This is a genomic window from Bradyrhizobium sp. USDA 327 (assembly GCF_041262065.1).
Taxonomy (GTDB): Bacteria; Pseudomonadota; Alphaproteobacteria; order Rhizobiales; family Xanthobacteraceae; genus Bradyrhizobium; species Bradyrhizobium liaoningense.
This window is the reverse complement of sequence record NZ_JBGCCW010000001.1, coordinates 5,893,539-5,913,308: the sequence shown is the minus strand read 5'-3', so window position 1 is coordinate 5,913,308 and position 19,770 is coordinate 5,893,539. Positions and strand designations below refer to the sequence as shown.

Genomic DNA, 19,770 nt, shown 5'->3' with positions numbered 1-19,770 from the left:
GCCGCATTACCTAGACGTGGGATGGATTCCGGGCTCGATGCTTCGCATCGCCCCGGAATGACGACGTTGATTTGTTGCGCGACCGCCACCACAACTTCCGTCATTGCGAGCGCAGCGAAGCAATCCAGTATCTCTCCGCTGAGGCACTCTGGATTGCTTCGCTGCGCTCGCAATGACGACGGAGAGAGCCCCCATGGCCAAAGCCGCAGTCGCCGCAGGGATAGCCACCGGCCAATGCCTCTGCGGCAAGATCGCCTTCGAGATCGACGTTCCCGCGCGCTGGGCCTGGCACGATCACTCGGCCGCCAGCCGGCGCGCCCACGGCGCGGCTTACGCCACCTATGTCGGAAGCTGGAAGAAGCGCTTTCGTGTCACATCCGGCAAGACTGCGCTCACGCGCTACGATGACAAGGCCACGAAGACCACGCGCAGCTTCTGCTCGCATTGCGGCACGCCGATCGCCTATGAGCGTCCGCGGGGTCCGCACATGGTCAACATCCCCCGCGCCCTTTTCACGGAGCGCACCGGCCGCCAGCCGCTCTATCACATCGCCATCGAGGAGCTGCAGGAATGGGCCTATACCGGTGAGCCGCTGGTGCCGCTGAAGGGTTTTCCGGGCGTGGTGTGGCAGCGCTCGAAAAAGAAGAAGCGCGCGGGCGGCGAGGATCCGTTCGAGCTCGGCCGGGAGGAGATGTAGCTCCGCTCTCGTGCCCCGGACGCAGTGCGGCGCGCAGTGCCGCACTGCTGAGCCGGGGCCCATGCAGCTGCGTACTCCGGACGAAACTGGGTCCCGGCTCTGCGCCGCAACGTTGCACGTTGCGTCGCGTCCGGGACACGAGAGCGTAGTTTGCCTCTCCCGCGCAACACAGCCATGACCGCGCTTCCTTGCGCACTTCCCAGGACTTCGGCCATCATGCCTTCAGTCCTTGCGGCAACGTCCGCTCCTGGAGGAAACATGAAGAACAAGATCACCGGCCGCTCCGCCTTTCTCGCGTTGCTCAAGGACGAGGGCATCACGCACCTGTTCGGCAATCCCGGCACCACCGAGTTGCCGATCATGCACGCGCTCAAGGATCATCCCGATCTCACCTATGTGATGGCGATGCAGGAGAGCCTGGTGGTCGCGATTGCCGATGGCTTTAGCCGCGCCTCGGGCAAGCTCGTCGCCTGCAACGTGCACGTTGCGCCTGGCCTCGGCAACGCCATGGGTTCGCTCTACAATGCCCAGTTCACGGGCACGCCGATGATTCTCACGGCCGGCCAGCAGGAGCAGGGCCATGGCCTGATGGAGCCGGTGCTCTACGGCCCGTTGGTGCGGATGGCCGAGCCGCTGGTGAAATGGGCGGTCGAGGTGACGCGACTGGAGGACCTGCCGCGCATCGTCCGCCGCGCCGCCAAGGTGGCGACCACGCCGCCGACCGGACCGGTGTTCATCTCGCTGCCCGGCGACATCCTGAATAGCGAGGCCGGCATCGAACTCGGCCGCTCCACCCGCATCGATGCCCGCACGAAACCGTCGGATGAGGCGCTCAGGGCCTTTGCGGCGCGGCTGCTGAAGGCGGAGCGTCCCGTGATCGTCACCATGGACGAGGTGGTCAAGAGCGACGCGCTGAAGGAAGCGGCGGAGCTCGCGGAGCTGCTGGGTGCGGCCGCCTACCAATCCTCCACGCCCTATGGCGCGCATTTCCTCTCCGAGAGCCCGAGTTTCGTCGGCACGCTCGCGCGCGTGCAGAAGGTCGCGCGCGATACGCTGGCGCCTTACGATCTCCTGGTCGCGCTCGGCGGCGATCCCCTGCGCATGTCGGTCTATAGCGAGGTCGATGCGTTGCCGGATGGCCTTGGCATCGTACAGGTCGGCCTCGCCGATTGGGAGATCGCGAAGAACTACGGCGCCGAGATCGCGCTGAAGGCGGATCTCAAGGAAACGCTGCGTGCTTTGATCCCTGTGCTGAAGGAGATGGGTGGCGAGGCATTGGCGCAACGCGCCAAGCGGCGCCTTGCCGAGCTCGCGCCGAAGAACTGGACCGCGCGCCGCGCCGAACTGGTCGAGCAAATCAGCAAGAGCGCTGGCCGCGCGCCGATCGATCCGGACTTCCTGGTGCTGCAAATGGTCGAGGCGATGCCGGAGAATGCCATCCTGGTCGATGAAGGTCTGACCTCAAGCCGCCAGATCGCGGCGCTGCGGCCGCACCGCGATCGCTATGGCTACCACGGCCTCGCCTCCGGTGGCATCGGCTGGGGCCTGCCGGCGTCGGTCGGCGCCAGCATCGCCAATCCCGATCGCCCCGTCGTGTGCTTCTCGGGCGACGGCAGCGCGATGTACTCGATCCAGTCGCTGTGGACAGCGGCGCACCACAAGCTGCCGCTCAACGTCGTCATCGCCAACAATGGCGGTTACCGCATCATCAAGCAGCGCCTGCTCGCCTTTCATGGCGACGACAACTACGTCGGCATGGATTTCGTCGATCCGCCCGTCGATTTCGCTGGCGTCGCCAAGGCACTGGGCTGCGAGGCGATCAAGGTCAGCGATGTCAGCGAGCTGAAGGCGACGCTGACGTCGGCGTTCGGCCGGCCAGGAACGAAGCTGATCGAGGTGATGGTGGACGGGAAGGTCTGAGGCGCGATCGAGTTTCCACACACTCGGTGTCATCGCCCGGCTTCGACCGGGCGATCCAGTATTCCAGAGGCGGCGGTGATCGAGTCGAGACGCTGCGGCGTACTGGATGCCCCGGTCAAGCCGGGGCATAACAGCGAGCGTGTGGCAGCTACCCCTTCTTCCCCACCCGATAACCCGCCGCCGGATGCGGCGCACCTAACCGCGCGCGGTCCTGGCCGAACAGCTTCTCCCGCAGTGTGCCCTTTGCATATTCGCTCTTGTACCGTCCGCGCCGGGTCAGCTCCGGCACCAGCATGTCGGCGATGTCCTCGAAATCGCCGGGCGAGATCGCAAACGCGACGTTGAGCCCGTCGACGTCGGTCGCTTCGAACCATTGCTCGATCTTGTCCGCGACCATCTCCGGCGTGCCGACCACGACCGGGCCGGCGCCGCCGATGCCGACATGCTCGATGACGTCGCGCACGGTCCAGACCCGGTCAGGATCGGCGCGGGTGACATTGTCCATGGCGCTGCGGCCGGCGTCGTTCTGGACGTGACGGACCTGCTGGTCGAGGTCGTAGCCGGAGAAATCGACACCGGTCCATCCCGACATCAGGGCGAGTGCGCCCTCGGGGCTGATATGGCGGCGATAGTCGGCGTACTTTTCTTTTGCCTCGGCTTCGGTCCGTCCGAGGATGATCGTCATCATCGAGAACATCAGGATTTCGGCCGGGTTGCGGCCGAGCGCGGCGGCCTCCTGCCGGATCGCGGAGACGCGCGGCGCGATCACCTTGGCCGACGGTCCCGACATGAACACGCATTCGGCATGCTTTGCCGCGAACTGCCGCCCGCGCGGCGAGGTGCCGGCCTGGTACAGCACCGGCGTTCGCTGCGGCGAGGGCTCGCTGAGATGAATGGTGTTGTTGATGCGGTAGTTCGCGCCTTCATGATTGACGCGATGAACCTTTGCGGGATCGGTGAAGATGCCGCGCTTGCGGTCTCGCAGCACGGCATCGTCCTCCCAGCTCCCTTCCCAGAGCTTGTAGACGACCTCCATATATTCGTCGGCGATGTCGTAGCGGTCGTCATGGCCGGTCTGCTTGTCCTTGCCGGCGCCGCGCGCGGCGCTGTCGAGATAGCCGGTGACGACGTTCCAGCCGATCCGCCCCTCGGTGAGATGATCGAGCGTCGACATCCGCCGTGCGAACGGGTAGGGCGGCTCGAAGGACAGATTGCTGGTGACGCCAAAACCGAGATTCTGGGTCACGGCTGCCATCGCCGACAGCAGCAGCAGCGGCTCGTTCGAAGGCGTCTGTGCCGCATTGCGCAAGGCTGCGTCAGGGCTGTTGCCATAGACGTCGTAGACCCCGAGCACGTCGGCCAGGAACAGCCCGTCGAAGCGGCCCCGTTCCAGGGTTCTGGCGAGGTCGATCCAATAGGGCAGGCGGTTATAGTCGGCGGTGCGGTCGCGCGGATGGGTCCACAGGCCCGGTGACTGGTGTGCGACGCAATTCATCGCAAAGGCGTTGAGCCTGATCTCTTTGGCCATGCTGGTCCCCTCGGCGCCCTGTACTGAGCGCTCTTCGAATGATAGATGTGCGCCCCAACTTGGCGAAGTTCTTGCATATGTCTGGGTATTGGCAAGGTCAAAATCAGCGGTGCCGCCGCGCCTGGCAAGCTAATCTCAAGCGATCAAGAACGAAATCCCAAGAGAACTACAAGAGAAACTCCAAGAAACTCTCCAAGCTCCCTGCCACTTTCGATGGCCTATGTAGCCCGCTACGTTCGCCCGCGTCGAAACCTTGAAAACGAAAGCAATGACCAGAGCCGACGCCATCGCCCGCGCCCGGGACGACTTCAAATCCGGCGCGTTCCTCGCTGAACTCGATCGCCGCGTCGCGTATCGGACCGAAAGCCAGAATCCGTCGCGCGGAGCCGAACTGCGCGCCTATCTGGAACAGGAGATGCAGCCGGCCTTCGCCGCGCTCGATTTTACCAGCCGCATCGTCGAATCCCCGAGCGGCAAGGCGCCCTTCCTGTTGGCCGAACATCACGAGAGCACGTCGGCGCCGACCGTGCTGATCTACGGCCATGGCGACGTCGTCGACGGCATGGAGGGCGAGTGGCGCGAGGGGCGCGATCCCTGGCGCACCGCGGTTGCGGGGACGCGCCTCTACGGCCGCGGCACCGCCGACAACAAGGGCCAGCACAGCATCAATATGGCGGCACTCCGCGCGGTGCGTGACGCTCGCGGTGGCAAACTCGGCTTCAACGCGAAGTTCATCGTCGAGATGGGCGAGGAGATCGGCTCGCCGGATCTCGGCAAGGTCTGCGATCTCAATCGCGACGCGCTCAAGGCCGACCTGTTCATGGCTTCCGACGGGCCGCGCCTGTCCGCCGACCGGCCGACGCTCTTTCTCGGCTGCCGCGGCGGCATCCGTATTCATCTCGACGTGAACTTGCGCGACGGCGGCCACCATTCCGGCAATTGGGGCGGCGTGCTCGCCAACCCCGCGACCATCCTGGTCAACGCGATCTCGACCTTGGTCGACGGCCACGGCCGTCTCCTGCTCGATGCCTTGAAGCCGCCGCGGCTTACCAACCAGATCCGCAGCTACCTCGCCGACGTGCAGGTGGTGCCGACCGCGGACGAGCCGGCGCTCGCGGAGAACTGGGGCGAGGAGGGGCTGTCGGCGGCCGAGCGGCTCTACGCCTGGAACACGCTCGAAGTGCTGGCGATGTCGTCGGGCAATATCGAGAAGCCGGCGAACGCCATTCCCGGTCACGCCAATGCCGTGCTGCAACTGCGTTTCGTGGTCGGGACGAAGGTCGAGGGCCTGATCGAGGCAATCCGCGCGCATCTCATTGCAAAGGGTTTTCCCATGGTCGAGGTGCGGGCGGCGCAGAGCTTTGCTGCATCGCGCACCGATTTCGACAGCCCCTGGATCAATTGGGCGGCGGATTCGGTCAGGGAGACCACGGGAAAGGCGCCGGCCGTGCTGCCGAATTTCGGCGGTTCGTTGCCGAACGACGTATTTTCCGAGATCCTGGGCCTGCCGACGATCTGGGTGCCGCACTCCTATCCCGGCTGCTCCCAGCATGCGCCCAATGAGCACATCCTGCTGCCCTTGACCGAAGAGGCCTTGACGGTGATGGCCGGGCTGTTCTGGGATCTCGGCGAATTGCCAAGACCACTGACAAGACCGCTAACAAGCCCGTTAACCTGAGGCATCGGTCCAGCCGAAAGTCACATTCTAATCCGGCCCGATTTGTGCTTGCATCCGGCCGCATCATCCTGAAAGGGGAAGAAGAAAGTGAAACATTTCCGTAGCATCGGGCTCGCGCTCGCCGCGACCTTCGTCGTCAGCCAGGCCGGGGCCCAGGAGCTGACCGGCACGCTGAAGAACATCAAGGACACCGGCGCGATCACGCTCGGCTTCCGCGACTCCTCGATTCCGTTCTCCTATCTCGACGACAACCAGAAGCCCGTCGGGTTCGCGATGGACATCTGCTACAAGATCGTCGACGCCGTGAAGAAGGAGCTCAAGCTCGACAAGCTCGAGGTCAAGCTCAACCCGGTGACCTCGGCGACGCGTATCCCGCTGATGGCCAACGGCACCATCGACCTCGAATGCGGCTCGACCACCAACAATGCCGAGCGCCAGAAGCAGGTCGCCTTCACCAACACCCATTACCTGACGGCCAGCCGCTATGTCTTCAAGAAGTCGAGCGGCCTGAAGTCGATCGACGACCTCAAGGGCAAGACCGTGGTCTCGACCGCCGGCACCACCAACATCAAGCAGCTCACCGAGGCCAACGTCGCGAAGAACCTCGGCGCCAACATCATCCCGGCCAAGGACCATGCCGAAGCCTTCCTGATGGTCGAGACCGACCGCGCGGTCGCCTTCGTCATGGACGACATCCTGCTCGCCAGCCTCGTCGCCGGCTCGAAGAACCCCGACGACTACGTCATCTCCAAGGATGCGTTCTCCAAGCCCGAGCCCTACGGCATCATGCTGCGCAAGGACGACCCCGCCTTCAAGAAGGCGGTCGATGCGGCAACGGCGGCGCTCTATACGTCCGGCGAAGCCCAGAAGATCTACGACAAGTGGTTCACCCAGAAGATCCCGCCGAAGGGCCTGAACCTCAACACGCCGATCTCGGCCGAGCTGAAGAACGAGTTCGCCAAGCCGACGGATTCGCCGAACCCGGACGACTACAAGTAAGATAAAACCTCGATCTTTCGATCGGGATCATGTCCGGCCACTCTTGACACCAGGGTGGCCGGACATTTGCATAGGCGCTCAGGACATCCATGACTGGCGCGTTCGCGCGGGGGACACGTGAACTACAACTGGAACTGGGGAATCTTTTTCCAGCCGAACCCGATGGGGACCGGCACTTATCTCGACATGCTGCTGTCGGGCCTGGTGCTGACCCTCAAGACCGCGGCGCTGGCCTGGGTGATCGCGCTGATCACCGGCTCGCTCGTCGGCGTGATGCGTACGCTGCCGTCGAAGGGGGCGAACTGGTTCGGCTTTGCCTATGTCGAATTCTTCCGCAACATGCCGCTGCTCGTGCAACTCTTCCTGTGGTACTTCGTGCTGCCGGAGCTGCTGCCAAAAGCTGCCGGCACCTGGCTGAAGCAGCTCCCGAACGCGCCGTTCTGGACGGCCGCGATCGGTATCGGCTTTTTCATGTCGGCCCGCGTCGCCGTGCAATTGCAGGCCGGCATCGGTTCGCTGCCGCGCGGGCAGAAGATGGCCGCAACCGCGCTGGGCCTGACCACGGTACAGGCCTATCGCTACGTGCTGCTGCCGATGGCCTTCCGCATCATCCTGCCGCCGCTGACCTCTGAATTCCTCAACACCATCAAGAACACGGCGGTCGCGATCACGATCGGCCTGCTCGAGCTGACCGGACAGGCGCGCTCGATGCAGGAATTCTCGTTCCAGGTGTTCGAGGCCTTCACCGCCGCGACCATCCTCTACCTCCTCGTCAACGCCGTCGTCGTGACCGGAATGCGCTTTCTCGAGCGCTGGGTCGCGATCCCCGGCTACATCACGGGGAAATAAGCGATGTTCGCCAATCTCGATTTCGACGTCATCCGCCGCGCGCTGCCCTATCTGTTCTTCGAGGGCATGACCTTCACGCTGACGCTGACGGGGCTCGCGGCCCTTGGCGGTCTCGTCTTCGGCACTGCACTCGCGCTGATGCGGCTCTCCGGCTTCAAGGTCCTCGGCCGCATCGCCGGAATTTATGTCGACTTCATGCGCTCGCTGCCGCTGGTGCTGGTCATCTTCTGGTTCTACTTCCTGGTGCCCTATATCGGGCAGTGGGTGACCGGCGCCTCGCGCCCGATCAGCGTCGGCGCCTTCGCCTCCTCGCTCATCACCTTCATCATGTTCGAGGCGGCGTACTTCTCCGAGATCATGCGCGCCGGCATCCAGTCGATCTCGCGCGGACAGCCGGCCGCGGCGAGCGCGCTGGGGCTGACCTACGCGCAGAGCATGCGTTACGTCGTGCTGCCGCAGGCCTTCCGCAACATGCTTCCGGTTCTGATCACGCAGACCATCGTGCTGTTCCAGGACACCTCGCTGGTCTACGTCCTGTCGATCACGGACTTCCTGGGAGCGGCCAGCAAGGTGGCGCAGCGCGACGGGCGCCTCGTCGAAATGTATCTGTTCGCAGCAGTCGTCTACTTCACCATCTCCTGTATCGCGTCCTATGGCGTCCGCCGCCTCCAGGCGCGCATCGCCATCATTCGCTAGAGCGTGTCGGTCATGATCGAAATCAGCCACGTCAACAAATGGTACAGCCCCAGCTTCCAGGTGCTGACCGACTGCACCACCAGCGTCACCAAGGGCGAGGTGGTCGTGGTCTGCGGCCCCTCCGGCTCGGGCAAGTCGACGCTGATCAAATGCGTCAATGCGCTGGAGCCGTTCCAGAGCGGGGACATCCTGGTCGACGGCATCAAGGTCAACGATCCTAAGACTAACCTCCCGAAGCTGCGTTCGCGGGTCGGCATGGTGTTCCAGCACTTCGAGCTGTTTCCTCACCTGAAGATCATCGACAATCTCTGCCTCGCGCAGGAGAAGGTGCTCGACCGGTCGCGCGACAAGGCGATGGCGAAAGGCATGCAGCTGCTGGAGCGCGTCGGCCTCAAGGAACAGGCGCAAAAGTATCCTGCGAACCTGTCCGGCGGCCAACAGCAGCGCGTTGCGATCGCCCGTGCGCTCGCCATGGATCCGATCGTCATGCTGTTCGATGAGCCGACTTCCGCGCTCGATCCGGAAATGGTCAGCGAGGTGCTCGACGTCATGGTGGATCTCGCTCATGAGGGCATGACCATGATGGTTGTCACCCATGAGATGGGTTTTGCCCGCAAGGTCGCCAACCGCGTCATCTTCATGGACCGCGGCGAGATCGTCGAGGACGCGGCGAAGGAGGACTTCTTCGGCAAGCCGCGCAGCGACCGCGCGCAGAAGTTCTTGTCGAAGATTCTCTCCCACTAACCGATCGTCATCCCGGGGCGCGCGTAGCGCGAGCCCGCGATCCATCAGGCGGCGTAACGCGGGACGAAATGGATTCCGGGCTCGTCGCTTCGCGCCGCCCCGGAATGACGAATAGAGGGGTGATCCGTCCCCCTAACTGGCGTATAAGCGCGCCAAATTCCCCATCTCGCCAGGAGACCTGCCTTGGACCCGATCGCCTATGTCAACGGCTCATTCGTCCCGCTTTCGGAGGCCAAGATCTCGGTGCTCGATCGCGGCTTCCTGTTCGCCGATGGCATTTATGAGGTCTCGGCTGTGCTGGATGGCAAGCTGGTTGACAATGCCTCGCATCTGGCCCGGCTGGAGCGTTCGGTCGGGGAGATCAAGCTGAAGCTGCCGGAGACGATCGAGCGCATCACCGCGCTCCAGAAGGAGCTGATCGCGCGCAACAAGCTCCAGAACGGTCTCGTCTATCTCCAGGTCACGCGCGGCGCCGACAAGGGGCGCGACTTCCCCTTCCCCAAGGAGGACGTCAAGTCGAGCCTGGTGATGTTCACGTCCGAGAAGGACATCATCAACGCAGCGGCGGCGAAAACCGGCATCAATGTCATCACGGTGCCCGACATCCGCTGGGAACGCCGCGACATCAAGAGCGTGGCGCTGCTGGCGCAGGTGCTGGCCAAGCAGGCCGCGGCCGAAGCCGGCGCGGGCGAGGCCTGGATGCTGCAAGATGGCTACGTCACCGAGGGCGGCTCGTCGTCGGCGTTCATCCTGACCAAGGACGACGTCATCGTCACGCGCAAGAATTCCAACGCGATCCTCCCCGGCTGCACCCGCAAGGCCGTGATCGCGCTTGCCGAGGAGCGCCAGCTCCGCGTTGAGGAACGGTCCTTCACGGTCGCCGAGGCGCTCGCTGCCAAGGAGGCGTTCATCACCAGCGCGTCCTCGTTCGTGCAGCCGGTGGTCGCCATCGACGGCAAGACCATCGGCGACGGCAAGCCCGGTCCGATCGCAACGCGCCTTCGCGAGATCTATGTGGAGTTCGCCAAGGCGACCGCGGTTTGAGGCACGCCCACCGCTGTCATCGCCCGGCTTGACCGGGCGATCCAGTACGCCGTGACGGCAGTGATAGGCCCGATGGGCCGCGGCGTACTGGATGCCCCGCCTTCGCGGGGCATGACAGTTGCGGATGCCTCACGCCACCGAAGCCTTCACCTTTACCGGATGCACCGCGCGGAACGCGATCGCGATCCTGTTCCAGGCATTGATGGCGCCGATCAGCATGGTCAGGTTCACCGTCTCCTCATCGGAGAACTGCGCGCGGACCTGTTCGTAGATGTCGTCCGGCGCATGCGTCTGCGAGATCAGCGTCACCGACTCGGTCCAGGCGAGCGCGGCGCGCTCGCGTTCGGTATAGAGCGGGGATTCGCGCCAGGCATTGAGGAGGTAGATGCGCTGCTCGGTCTCGCCGCGCTTGCGCGCGTCCTCGCTGTGCATGTTGATGCAGAAGGCGCAGCCATTGATCTGCGACGCCCGGATCTTGATCAGCTCGATCAGCGATTTCTCGATGCCGGTCGACTGGATCTGCTCCTCCAGCGCCATCAGCGCTTTCATCGTCTCGGGCGCGGCCTGGAAGTAGTTCATGCGAGGCTTCATGATCGTCTCCTTGCTTCTCGGGTTCAGGTCAGTGGGCGCCACCGGCCGAGGTCTGGCCGGGCTTCTTCAGGAAGAGGACGGCGAGCAGCGCCACGATCAGCGCCATGCCGAGCAGATAGAAGGTGTCGCTGAAGGCGAGGATATAGGCCTGCTTCTGCACGATGCGGCCGATCGCGACATAGGCGCGATGCGCGGCATCCGCTTGGTCGAGGACGCCGTGATTGACGAAATACTGGGTGAGTTGCTCCAGCCGCGTGCGCGTCGCCTGCTCGAATATCGAGACCGACTGCATCAGCACGTTGGAGTGATACTGCTCGCGCTTGGTCAGAACGGTCTGCAGGATCGCAATTCCGACCGCGCCGCCGAGGTTGCGCATCATGTTGAACAGGCCCGACGCCGAGCCTGCGTTCTCGGCTTCGATGCCGGCGGTTGCCACCGCCGACAGCGGCGCCATGACCAGTGCCTGCCCGATCGCGCGAACGACATTGGGCCACAGCAGCTGGTCGGCGGCGTAGTCGCTGGTCATGTAGATGTTCATGAAGTTGGACGCCGCAAACAGCACGAAGCCGATGCCGATGATGATCCGCGCGTCGAAGCGCTGCATCAGGCGCGGAACCAGCGGGATCAGCAGCAGCTGCGGCAGTCCGGTCCAGGCCAGCACCATGCCGATCTGCTCGGCATTGTAGCCCTGGATGCGTGACAGATACTGCGGCAGGATGAACACCGAGCCGTAGAGCGCGATGCCGAGCAGGAAGTTCGCGAGCATGCCGAAGCCGAAATTGCGGCGCATCAGCAGGCGCAGGTTCAAGAGCGGCTTCTTCACCGTGAGCTCGATGATCAGGAAGGCGGTCAGCGCCACTGCCGCGATCACCGACAGCTTGACGATGAAGGGTGAGCCGAACCAGTCGTCCTTGTTGCCCTCCTCGAGCACGGTCTGCAGCGCCGACAGGCCGATTGCCATGGTGATGATGCCGGCCCAGTCGCCCTCGCGCAGCAGCGAGAGTTTCATCGGCTTGGCCTCGAGCGCGTACCAGAGCATTCCGACCATGATCGCACCCGGCACGAGGTTGACGTAGAAGATGTACTGCCAGCCGAAATTCTCGGTGAGATAGCCGCCGATGGTCGGGCCGATCGCCGGTGCGAACGTCGCCGACAGCGCGAACAACGCGAGGCCCACCGGCTGCTTTCCGCGCGGCAGCAGGGTGATGATCAACGTGAAGGCCATCGGGATCAGCACGCCGCCGGTGAAGCCCTGGATGGCGCGCAGCACGATCATCTGCGACAGATCATGCGCCAGTGCGCAGGCTGCGGACAGGACCAGGAACAGGATCGCGTTGGTGAGCAGATAGATGCGGATCGAGAACACCTGCGCCAGCCAGCCGGACAGCGGGATCACCACGATCTCGGCGATCAGATAGGAGGTCGAGATCCAGCCGCCGTCGTCGATACCGGCGCCGATCGCGCCCTGGATGTCTGCGAGCGAGGCGTTGACGATCTGGATGTTCAGCACCGCCATGAAGGCGCCAAGCGTTGCGCCGATCACCGCGATCCAGGTTTTGGCCGATACCGACGGAGCGGCGGGTGCGGGAATGGCGGCGGCGGATGTGGCGTCGAGGGTGGGTTGAAGCGTGCTCATGGAAGCCTCGTCTCGGGTACGGAGGCAGGATGCGGATGATTTCGACAATCGACGACGTTCTGGAGCGATCTTCCGGCAGGGTTTGACAAACCTGCCGGCGCCGGGTCAGCCGCCGTTCGGCCGGAGCATGTTGTCGGCGAGACGCTTGGCCGTCTCGCGCTCGGCCAGCACGGTCGCCTTGGTGTCGATGGTCGGCACCGCGGACATGCCGGGGCGAAGCAGGCCGGTGAGGCTTTGGTCGTCGAGCACGATCTTCACCGGAACGCGCTGCACGATCTTGGTGAAGTTGCCCGTGGCGTTGTCGGGTGGCAGCAATGCGAATTCCAGCCCGCTTGCCGGCGACAGGCTGTCGACATGGCCGTGCAGGGGCCGATTGCGGAAACTGTCGACGTACAGCTCGACCGGCTGGCCAGGCCGCACATGTGTGAGCTGGGTCTCCTTGAAGTTGGCAACGACATAGACCGCATCGAGCGGCACCACAGCCATCAATTGCGTGCCGGCTTGCACGTATTGGCCGACGCGCAAGCTGCGGGCGCCGACCGTGCCATCCACCGGCGCGGTGATCTCGGTATAGGACAGGTTCAGCGTTGCCTGCTGCGCGACCGCACGGGCACGTTCGAGCTGGGCTGCGGCCTGGGCGCGCTGGCTGGTGAGCACGTCGATCTTGCGCTGCGCAGCCAGAAGGCCGTACTTCGCGTGCTGCAATTGCGCGCTGCTGGCGCGCAGCGCCGCGTCGGTCTGCTGCGCGCGCTGGATCGTGCCGGAGCCCGACTTCATGAGGTCGTCGTAGCGGGCGCGCTCCTCTTGCGCGAATTTCAGGTTGGCGTCCGCAGCAGCGACGTCAGCCGTGCTTTGCTCGATGATCGGCTGTTGCAGCTCGAGCTGGGCATCGATGTTGCGCACGGAGGCTTCGGCAGCCGCGACGTCGGCGCGGGCCTGATCGAGCGCTGCCCTGAAGTCGCGGTCGTCGATCTTGGCCAGCAGCTGGCCTGCCTTGACCGTCTCGTTGTCGCCGACCAGCACCTTGGCGATATAGCCGGACACTTTCGGCGCGACGATGGTGTAATCGGCCTTCACATAGGCGTCGTCTGTGGATTCGAGGTACCGGCCGGTCTTCAAATAGTCGTAGCCATAGTCGCCGGCCACCGCGATGCCGAGGATCAGCGCCAGGCCGATGGCCGCCCGATTGATTGTCCGTCGAGACAGCCGCGGGCCGATTTTTGCAGTTATTCCAGAGACATAAGAAGCGTTCGACATGACATCCTCGGAACTCCCCGGTCGCCCATTCGAAGGGCGCGCGCATTGACGAGGAGAAGATGCGTTGTCCCGGCCGTTGTGATAATCCCGGAACTATTTGAAGCATTATCCAGGAATCGCGGATAATCGGAGCTTTGGGCCATGGATCGCTTCACCAGCCTCACCGCCTTCGTCCACGTGGTCGAGAACGGTGGGTTTTCCGCCGCCGCGCGCCGCCTCAACATGTCGACGACCATGGTGAGCAACCACGTCCAGGCGCTGGAGGACCGGCTCGGCGTGCGGCTACTTAACCGCACCACGCGGAAGGTGAGCCTCACGGAAATCGGCAAGGCCTATTACGATCGCTCAACCCAGATTCTCGCAGATCTCGAACAGGCCGACGACATCGCGAGCGAATTGCAGTCGGTGCCCCGCGGCACGCTGCGCATTCACGTTGCCACGCACATGGTGCCGCTTGTCGCGCCGATCGTGGCGAAGCTGCTGTCGACCTATGCGGAGCTCAGGATCGATCTGCGCATGGGTGAGGCCGATGTCGATCTCATCGAGGAGGGCTACGACGTTGCCTTGCGCATGACGCCGCCGCCGGATTCGAGCCTGATCGTGCGGAGACTTGCCACCTGGCGTCACGTGCTGTGCTGCTCGCACGACTATCTCGAGAAGCACGGCCGGGTGCAGAAGCTCGACGAGCTCACCGGGCACAATTGCGGCCGGCACTTGAACTATCCGTTTGGCGACGAATGGCGCTTCCTTGACCGCAAAGGCACTCCGGCCTCCGTTCGCATCTCGGGCAGCTTCGTCACCAATAGCGGAGAAGCCCTGCGGAAGGTCGCACTGGAGGGCGCTGCTGTCTGCCTGATGGCGGGGTTTCTCATTCAGGACGATCTCGAGACCGGCCGCCTCGTGCGCCTCTTGCCGGAATATCGGACGGTCGAGCTGTCCATGAACGCGGTCTATCCGCATCGCCATCATCTGTCGGCGAAGGTCAGGACCTTCATCGACCTGCTCGCGCACCACAGCGCCGAGCAGCAGAAGCTGATCAACCCTTATTCATGAGCGACGCGGCGGCGGCAACCGGCCAAACACGCTGTCGAGTGCCATGCCGATCGCCAGCAGACGACGATCACTTCCCGCGGGGCCGTCGAGTTCAAGCCCGATCGGCAGTCCGCTGCTGGCGCCGAGTGCGTTTGGGATCTGGATGCCGGGAATGCCGGCATTGCTGCCAGGGTCGGTGTTCTGGATGAACAGCACGAAATTCTCCAGGCTGCTGGAGTCCGGGTTGGAGGGGATGGCGACGCGCGGCGTGGTCGGAAAGGCGATGGCGTCGAGCTTGTTTCCGGAGAACGTGTCGCCGTAGAGCGCCTGAAGCGCGGGCCGTGCGGTCTTGACCGCGGCGTCGTAGATCGGCTTGGCGTCGACAAGCGTGTCGCCGGGACCCGGCAGCTTGCGCGGGATCACGAGGCCCTCATAGGTACCCTTGACGTCGGCGCTGGAGACTTCCTGCGCCAGCGCCTCGACGCTGAGGCCGGTGCCGGTGTGTGCGAGATAGGCGACCAGATCGTCATAGGCCTCGTATAGTGCGACTGGAAAGCTGACTTGGCCATTGAGCTCCGCCAATTGGGGCATCTCGATCTCGACCACGACCACGCCCTGGGCTTTCATCTGCTCGACTGCCCCATGGAAGGCGACCTCGGTGTCGCCGTCGAGATTGGCCAGCATCGCCTTGGCAATGCCGATGCGGACCAGCTTGAGATCCGCAGGCAGGACCGGATCGCCACCCGCGATGACGCGGTCGAGCAGCGCGACATCGGCCATGGTTGCGGCCATGGGCCCCGCGGTGTCGCGGGTGTGCGAGATCGGCGCGATGCCCTCTTGCGGATAGCGCCCGACCGTTGGCCGCAGCGAGGCGCACCCGTTCAGGGCGGCCGGCACGCGCACCGATCCGCCGGTGTCGGTGCCGAGCCCGCCCGTGACGATCCGCGCGCCGATCGCGGCGCCCGTCCCGGACGAGGAGCCGCCGGCGATCCGCGCGCGGTCATAGGCATTGCGCACACCGAACTCGGCGCCGGTCTTGAACGCGGTGTTGTAGCCGGAGATGCCGAAGGCCAGTTCGTGCATGCTGGTCTTGCCGATGATGATCGCTCCCGCGGCGCGCAGCTTTGCCACAACGGGTGCATCGGCCCCTGGAATGTAATCCTTCAGCGCTGGGGTGCCGGCACTACAGGGCAGCCCGGCCACCTCGATATTGTCCTTGATCACGACGGGCACGCCGCCGAGCGGCTTGCTCCTGTCGCCCTTGGCGTCGAACGCCGCGGCGGCCTTCAAGGCACCGGCCTCGTCCAGCGTGACGAAGGCATTGAGGTCGGCGTTGGCTTTGGCGCGGGCAAGAGCTTCCCGGGTGAGCGCGGTACTCGTGACCTTCCCGGCGCTGAGGCCGTCCGCGGCCTCGGTCAGTGTCAGCTGGTCGAAATCCATGATGCGTCACCCGATCGCGGGAGCGCCATCAGGGCGTCCCTCCAGGTTCAGAGGCTGAAGCCTCGCCGGCGCCGCGTCAACCGGTGGCGCGCATCCTTGCCGGCGACGGCGTGGGGGGCTCGGCGAGCAGCCGCTCGATTTCGGACTTCACCTTCGCGATCGCGGCGTCCTTGACCGGCCCATAACCGCGGATTTCCATGGGGGCCCTTGCAATCGCGACGAGATCCGGAAGACGCGCCGTGTCGAGCCCGCCGAGCATCCGCTCGATCAGGCCTTGATACCAGGCGATCAGATCCCGCTCGGCTCGCCGTTCCGCGGTGTAGCCGAATGGATCGAACCGCGTCCCGCGCAGCCCCTTCAAGCGCGCGAGCACGGTCAGAGGCACCTGGATCCACTGACCGAAGGCGCGTTTACGCGGACGTCCACGTGCGTCGCGCCGCGACGGCAGGAACGGCGGGGCGAGGTGATACTGGATGCTGAAGCCGTCCTCGAATTCGCGCTTCAGCTCGTCGAGGAAGCCGCTCTGCATGTGCAGCCGCGCCACCTCGTACTCGTCCTTGTAGGCCATCAGCTTGAACAGGGTGCGCGCGACGGCCTCGGTCAGCGCTTCGCTTTTCAGGTCGGCTTCGGCGTTGCGGACTCTTGCGACGATCGCCCGGTATCGCGCCGCATAGGCCGCGTTCTGATAGGCCGTGAGGAAATCGGAGCGCCGCGCGATGAGCTGGTCGAGGGTCTCGGCCTTGGGCGCATCGTCAACGTTCGGCAGAAAATCCGGATCGGCCGCGGCGATCCGGCCCCAGGCAAGGGCCTGCTTGTTGCGTTCGATCGCGACGCCGTTGAGCTCGATCGCGCGCAATAGCGCTTGCAGCGAGACCGGCACCAGTCCGCGTTGCCAGGCATAGCCAAGCATGATGATGTTGGCATAGACGGCGTCGCCGAGCAGCCGTTCGGCCAGAGCATTGGCATTGATCGCGCCGAGATTGCTCTCGCCGATCACGCGGCCGATCGCGCGCAGGCGGGCGGGCGAGGCGAGATCGGCGTCGCGGAAGCGGACGACGTCGCCGGTCGGCATCTCCGCGGTGTTGAGCGCAGCTCGCGTGCCTTTCCGATAGGTTCCGGACGCCTTCGGCGAGGAGCTGACGACGAGATCGCAGCCGATCAGCGCGTCGGCCGCGCCCTGGTCGATGCGGACCTGATGCAACACGTCGGGGCTCGCGGCGAGGCGGATGTAGCTCAGCACGGGACCAAATTTCTGCGCAAAGCCGGTGAAGTCCAGGACCGAGACGCCGCGGCGTTCGAGGTGCGCGGCCATGCCGATCAACGCGCCGACCGTGATCACGCCGGTGCCGCCGACGCCGGTCACCAACAGATCGTAGGGTCGGTCGAGCGTTGCGGGCGTGGGCAGGGGTAGCGTGGCCGCGCGGCCGACCGCGTCGATCCGGCTCGCGCTTTTCCTCCGGCGCGTCGCGCCTTCGACGGTGACGAAACTCGGGCAGAAGCCGTTGAGGCAGGAAAAATCCTTGTTACAGGCCGACAGGTTGATCTGCCGCTTGCGGCCGAACGCCGTCTCCTTCGGCTCGATGCTGAGGCAGTTGGATTCGACCGAGCAGTCGCCGCAGCCTTCGCAGACGAGGTCGTTGATGTAGGCGAAGCGTTTGGGATCGGCCATCTGCCCGCGCTTGCGGCGGCGTCGCTTCTCGGTGGCGCAGGTCTGCTGATAGATCAGGACGGACACGCCGGAGACGTCGCGCAGCTCGCGCTGCACGGCGTCCATCTCCTCGCGGGGGTGGATGGTGACGCCGGACGGCAGGTCGGCCGGCGAGAACTGTGCGGGATCATCCGACACCAGTGCGATACGCGCCACGCCTTCGGCGCGGACGCTGTGGGCGATGGCATGGACGCTGACGGGGCCGTCGACCGGCTGGCCGCCGGTCATTGCGACGGCATCGTTGAACAGGATCTTGTAGGTGATGTTGGCCCTGGCTGCGATCGCCTGCCGGATCGCCATCGAGCCGGAGTGATAATAGGTGCCTTCACCGAGATTCTGGAACACGTGCTTGTTGCCGGTGAATCTTGACGATGCCGCCCAGTTCACGCCCTCGCCGCCCATCTGGATGAGCGAGGAGGTCTCGCGGTCCATCCAGCTCGCCATGAAATGGCAGCCGATGCCGGCGAGGGCCTTGGATCCCTCCGGCACTTTCGTCGACGTGTTGTGCGGACATCCCGAGCAGAAATAGGGCGTACGCGTCGCGCCGCTGACATTGATCGTGCGCGCGGCCTCGGGCATCAGGGCGGCCGCGCGCGGGGCGAGATTGAGACCCGGAAACATCGGATCGAGCCGGCGCGCGAGCACGTTCGCGAGCGCGCGGGGCGACAATTCGCCGATCCATGAGATTAGCCGTGCGCCGGTCTCGTCGTGCTTGCCGACCATCCGCTCGGGCTTGCTGCCGGGATAGTCGTAAAAATACTCCTTGAACTGGCTCTCGATGATGCCGCGCTTCTCCTCGACCACCAGGATCTCGCGCTTGCCCTTCACGAAGTCCATCGCATCATGCAGCGCCAGCGGCCAGACCATGCCGACCTTGTAGACGTCGATGCCGATGCTGCGGCAGGCCGCTTCATCGAGGCCCATCAGCCGCAGCGCCTCCATCAAATCGAGATGCGCCTTGCCCGTGGTGACAATGCCGTAGGTGGCGCCCGGAATATCGTAGATGTGGCGGTCGATCGGGTTGGCCTTGGCGAAGGCGTAGACCGCGTGCTTCTTCGCCTCCAGCCGTTCCTCGATCTGCGGGCCCGGCAGGTCGGGCCAACGATAGTGCAGGCCGCCGGGCGGCGGCGTGAAGTCGGGCGTGAGAAAGGCGCGCGGCGGGCGCAGGGCGACGGAGGCGCCTGATTCCACGATCTCCGAGATCGCCTTGAAGCCGACCCACATGCCGGAGAAACGGCTCAGCGCATAGCCATATTCGCCGAACGCCAGATATTCGCCGACGCTTGCCGGATGCAGCGTCGGCATGAACCAGCTCATGAACGCGACGTCGGACTGGTGCGGCATCGAAGAGGAGACGCAGCCATGGTCGTCGCCGGCGACGACCAGCACGCCGCCATGCGGCGAGGAGCCATAGGCGTTGCCATGCTTGAGCGCATCGCCCGATCGATCGACGCCAGGGCCCTTGCCGTACCAGAGCCCGAACACGCCATCGACTTCGCGGTCGGCTTGCGTTTCGACCTGCTGCGAGCCCAGCACCGCTGTCGCCGCGAGGTCTTCGTTGACGGCCGGAAGAAATTCGATGCGGTCCCGTTTGAGCCGTTCCTGGATGCGCCACAGTTCGAGGTCAACGCCGCCGAGCGGAGAGCCGCGATAGCCGGAGATGAAGCCGGCGGTATTGAGCCCGGCCGTACGGTCCCGGCGCGCCTGATCGAGTGCGATGCGGACGATGGCCTGCGTGCCCGTGAGGAAGACGCGGCCCTCCTGGCGCTCGTAGCGGTCGGAGAGCTCGTAAGTGTCGAGTGACGGAATGGCGTCCATGGCGGACCTCGCGCGGCATCCTGCCGGATGATGGAAGGTTATGCCTGGGCCGCTGGTAGATCTTACCTATTTATCCCGCACAGATCGATGATTCGGTAGAATTTTGCATCGGGCGCCGGAATTTGGTAAACAT

At 64.6% G+C, this 19,770-nt stretch carries 15 protein-coding genes; 9 read left to right on the top strand and 6 right to left on the bottom strand.

Annotated elements, in window-relative coordinates; genetic code table 11:
• Positions 1-193 precede the first annotated feature (193 nt).
• Together ABIA42_RS27940 and ABIA42_RS27935 are read left to right on the top strand one after the other, a co-directional pair.
• Positions 194-697: a GFA family protein gene (locus ABIA42_RS27940; protein WP_370119088.1), complete on the top strand. Its 504-nt coding sequence runs from the start codon at positions 194-196 to the stop codon at positions 695-697.
• Positions 698-955: 258 nt separating this feature from the next.
• Positions 956-2,617 carry a thiamine pyrophosphate-binding protein gene (locus ABIA42_RS27935; protein ID WP_370119091.1) on the top strand — a complete coding sequence of 554 codons (1,662 nt, stop codon included), beginning with the start codon at positions 956-958 and terminating at the stop codon, positions 2,615-2,617.
• 148 nt (positions 2,618-2,765) lie between these two features.
• Here the strand turns inward: ABIA42_RS27935 and ABIA42_RS27930 are convergent, their stop codons facing one another.
• On the bottom strand, positions 2,766-4,145 hold the full coding sequence (locus tag ABIA42_RS27930; protein ID WP_370119094.1) for an LLM class flavin-dependent oxidoreductase: 1,380 nt from the start codon (positions 4,143-4,145) through the stop codon (positions 2,766-2,768).
• Between the two features lie 268 nt (positions 4,146-4,413).
• Here ABIA42_RS27930 and ABIA42_RS27925 point away from each other — a divergent pair, with 268 nt between their 5' ends.
• The 6 genes from ABIA42_RS27925 (at position 4,414) to ABIA42_RS27900 (ending at position 10,155) form a co-directional block, all read left to right on the top strand.
• Entirely contained in the window at positions 4,414-5,823 is a 1,410-nt protein-coding gene (locus ABIA42_RS27925; RefSeq protein ID WP_370119097.1) for a M20 family metallopeptidase, read from the top strand.
• An 87-nt stretch (positions 5,824-5,910) separates the two neighbouring features.
• Positions 5,911-6,822, top strand: coding sequence for an amino acid ABC transporter substrate-binding protein (locus ABIA42_RS27920; RefSeq protein WP_028180570.1), 912 nt, complete (start codon positions 5,911-5,913; stop codon positions 6,820-6,822).
• 117 nt (positions 6,823-6,939) lie between these two features.
• Positions 6,940-7,671: an amino acid ABC transporter permease gene (locus ABIA42_RS27915; protein WP_271531820.1), complete on the top strand. Its 732-nt coding sequence runs from the start codon at positions 6,940-6,942 to the stop codon at positions 7,669-7,671.
• Between the two features lie 3 nt (positions 7,672-7,674).
• Positions 7,675-8,367 carry an amino acid ABC transporter permease gene (locus tag ABIA42_RS27910; protein WP_271531822.1) on the top strand — a complete coding sequence of 231 codons (693 nt, stop codon included), beginning with the start codon at positions 7,675-7,677 and terminating at the stop codon, positions 8,365-8,367.
• A gap of 12 nt (positions 8,368-8,379) precedes the next feature.
• On the top strand, positions 8,380-9,111 hold the full coding sequence (locus ABIA42_RS27905; protein ID WP_271531824.1) for an amino acid ABC transporter ATP-binding protein: 732 nt from the start codon (positions 8,380-8,382) through the stop codon (positions 9,109-9,111).
• 183 nt (positions 9,112-9,294) lie between these two features.
• On the top strand, positions 9,295-10,155 hold the full coding sequence (locus ABIA42_RS27900; RefSeq protein WP_028180574.1) for a D-amino-acid transaminase: 861 nt from the start codon (positions 9,295-9,297) through the stop codon (positions 10,153-10,155).
• 129 nt (positions 10,156-10,284) lie between these two features.
• Here the strand turns inward: ABIA42_RS27900 and ABIA42_RS27895 are convergent, their stop codons facing one another.
• The 3 genes from ABIA42_RS27895 to ABIA42_RS27885 form a co-directional block, all read right to left on the bottom strand.
• Complete coding sequence (locus tag ABIA42_RS27895) at positions 10,285-10,746, bottom strand: carboxymuconolactone decarboxylase family protein (RefSeq protein WP_271531828.1); 462 nt, start codon at positions 10,744-10,746, stop codon at positions 10,285-10,287.
• A gap of 28 nt (positions 10,747-10,774) precedes the next feature.
• Positions 10,775-12,382 carry an MDR family MFS transporter gene (locus ABIA42_RS27890; RefSeq protein ID WP_370119103.1) on the bottom strand — a complete coding sequence of 536 codons (1,608 nt, stop codon included), beginning with the start codon at positions 12,380-12,382 and terminating at the stop codon, positions 10,775-10,777.
• Positions 12,383-12,487: 105 nt separating this feature from the next.
• Positions 12,488-13,639, bottom strand: coding sequence for an HlyD family secretion protein (locus ABIA42_RS27885; protein ID WP_370119106.1), 1,152 nt, complete (start codon positions 13,637-13,639; stop codon positions 12,488-12,490).
• A 141-nt stretch (positions 13,640-13,780) separates the two neighbouring features.
• On the opposite strand from ABIA42_RS27885, the gene ABIA42_RS27880 reads away from it, so the two are divergent.
• Positions 13,781-14,692, top strand: a complete 912-nt coding sequence (locus tag ABIA42_RS27880) for a LysR family transcriptional regulator (protein ID WP_271531834.1) — start codon at positions 13,781-13,783, stop codon at positions 14,690-14,692.
• Here the strand turns inward: ABIA42_RS27880 and iaaH are convergent.
• Positions 14,687-16,111, bottom strand: a complete 1,425-nt coding sequence (iaaH, locus tag ABIA42_RS27875) for an indoleacetamide hydrolase (protein WP_370119109.1) — start codon at positions 16,109-16,111, stop codon at positions 14,687-14,689. The genes ABIA42_RS27880 and iaaH overlap by 6 nt on opposite strands.
• Positions 16,112-16,187: 76 nt before the next feature.
• Positions 16,188-19,637: an indolepyruvate ferredoxin oxidoreductase family protein gene (locus tag ABIA42_RS27870; protein ID WP_370119111.1), complete on the bottom strand. Its 3,450-nt coding sequence runs from the start codon at positions 19,635-19,637 to the stop codon at positions 16,188-16,190.
• Positions 19,638-19,770: the final 133 nt, after the last annotated feature.

What these genes read in the sequence shown, in the direction of transcription:
- ABIA42_RS27940 (WP_370119088.1), top strand. Translation starts at nt 194, where the DNA reads ATGGCCAAAGCCGCAGTCGCCGCAGGGATAGCCACCGGCCAATGCCTC.
- ABIA42_RS27935 (WP_370119091.1), top strand. Translation starts at nt 956, where the DNA reads ATGAAGAACAAGATCACCGGCCGCTCCGCCTTTCTCGCGTTGCTCAAG.
- ABIA42_RS27930 (WP_370119094.1), bottom strand. Translation starts at nt 4,145, where the DNA reads ATGGCCAAAGAGATCAGGCTCAACGCCTTTGCGATGAATTGCGTCGCA.
- ABIA42_RS27925 (WP_370119097.1), top strand. Translation starts at nt 4,414, where the DNA reads ATGACCAGAGCCGACGCCATCGCCCGCGCCCGGGACGACTTCAAATCC.
- ABIA42_RS27910 (WP_271531822.1), top strand. Translation starts at nt 7,675, where the DNA reads ATGTTCGCCAATCTCGATTTCGACGTCATCCGCCGCGCGCTGCCCTAT.
- ABIA42_RS27905 (WP_271531824.1), top strand. Translation starts at nt 8,380, where the DNA reads ATGATCGAAATCAGCCACGTCAACAAATGGTACAGCCCCAGCTTCCAG.
- ABIA42_RS27895 (WP_271531828.1), bottom strand. Translation starts at nt 10,746, where the DNA reads ATGAAGCCTCGCATGAACTACTTCCAGGCCGCGCCCGAGACGATGAAA.
- ABIA42_RS27890 (WP_370119103.1), bottom strand. Translation starts at nt 12,382, where the DNA reads ATGAGCACGCTTCAACCCACCCTCGACGCCACATCCGCCGCCGCCATT.
- ABIA42_RS27885 (WP_370119106.1), bottom strand. Translation starts at nt 13,639, where the DNA reads ATGTCGAACGCTTCTTATGTCTCTGGAATAACTGCAAAAATCGGCCCG.
- ABIA42_RS27880 (WP_271531834.1), top strand. Translation starts at nt 13,781, where the DNA reads ATGGATCGCTTCACCAGCCTCACCGCCTTCGTCCACGTGGTCGAGAAC.
- iaaH (WP_370119109.1), bottom strand. Translation starts at nt 16,111, where the DNA reads ATGGATTTCGACCAGCTGACACTGACCGAGGCCGCGGACGGCCTCAGC.
- ABIA42_RS27870 (WP_370119111.1), bottom strand. Translation starts at nt 19,637, where the DNA reads ATGGACGCCATTCCGTCACTCGACACTTACGAGCTCTCCGACCGCTAC.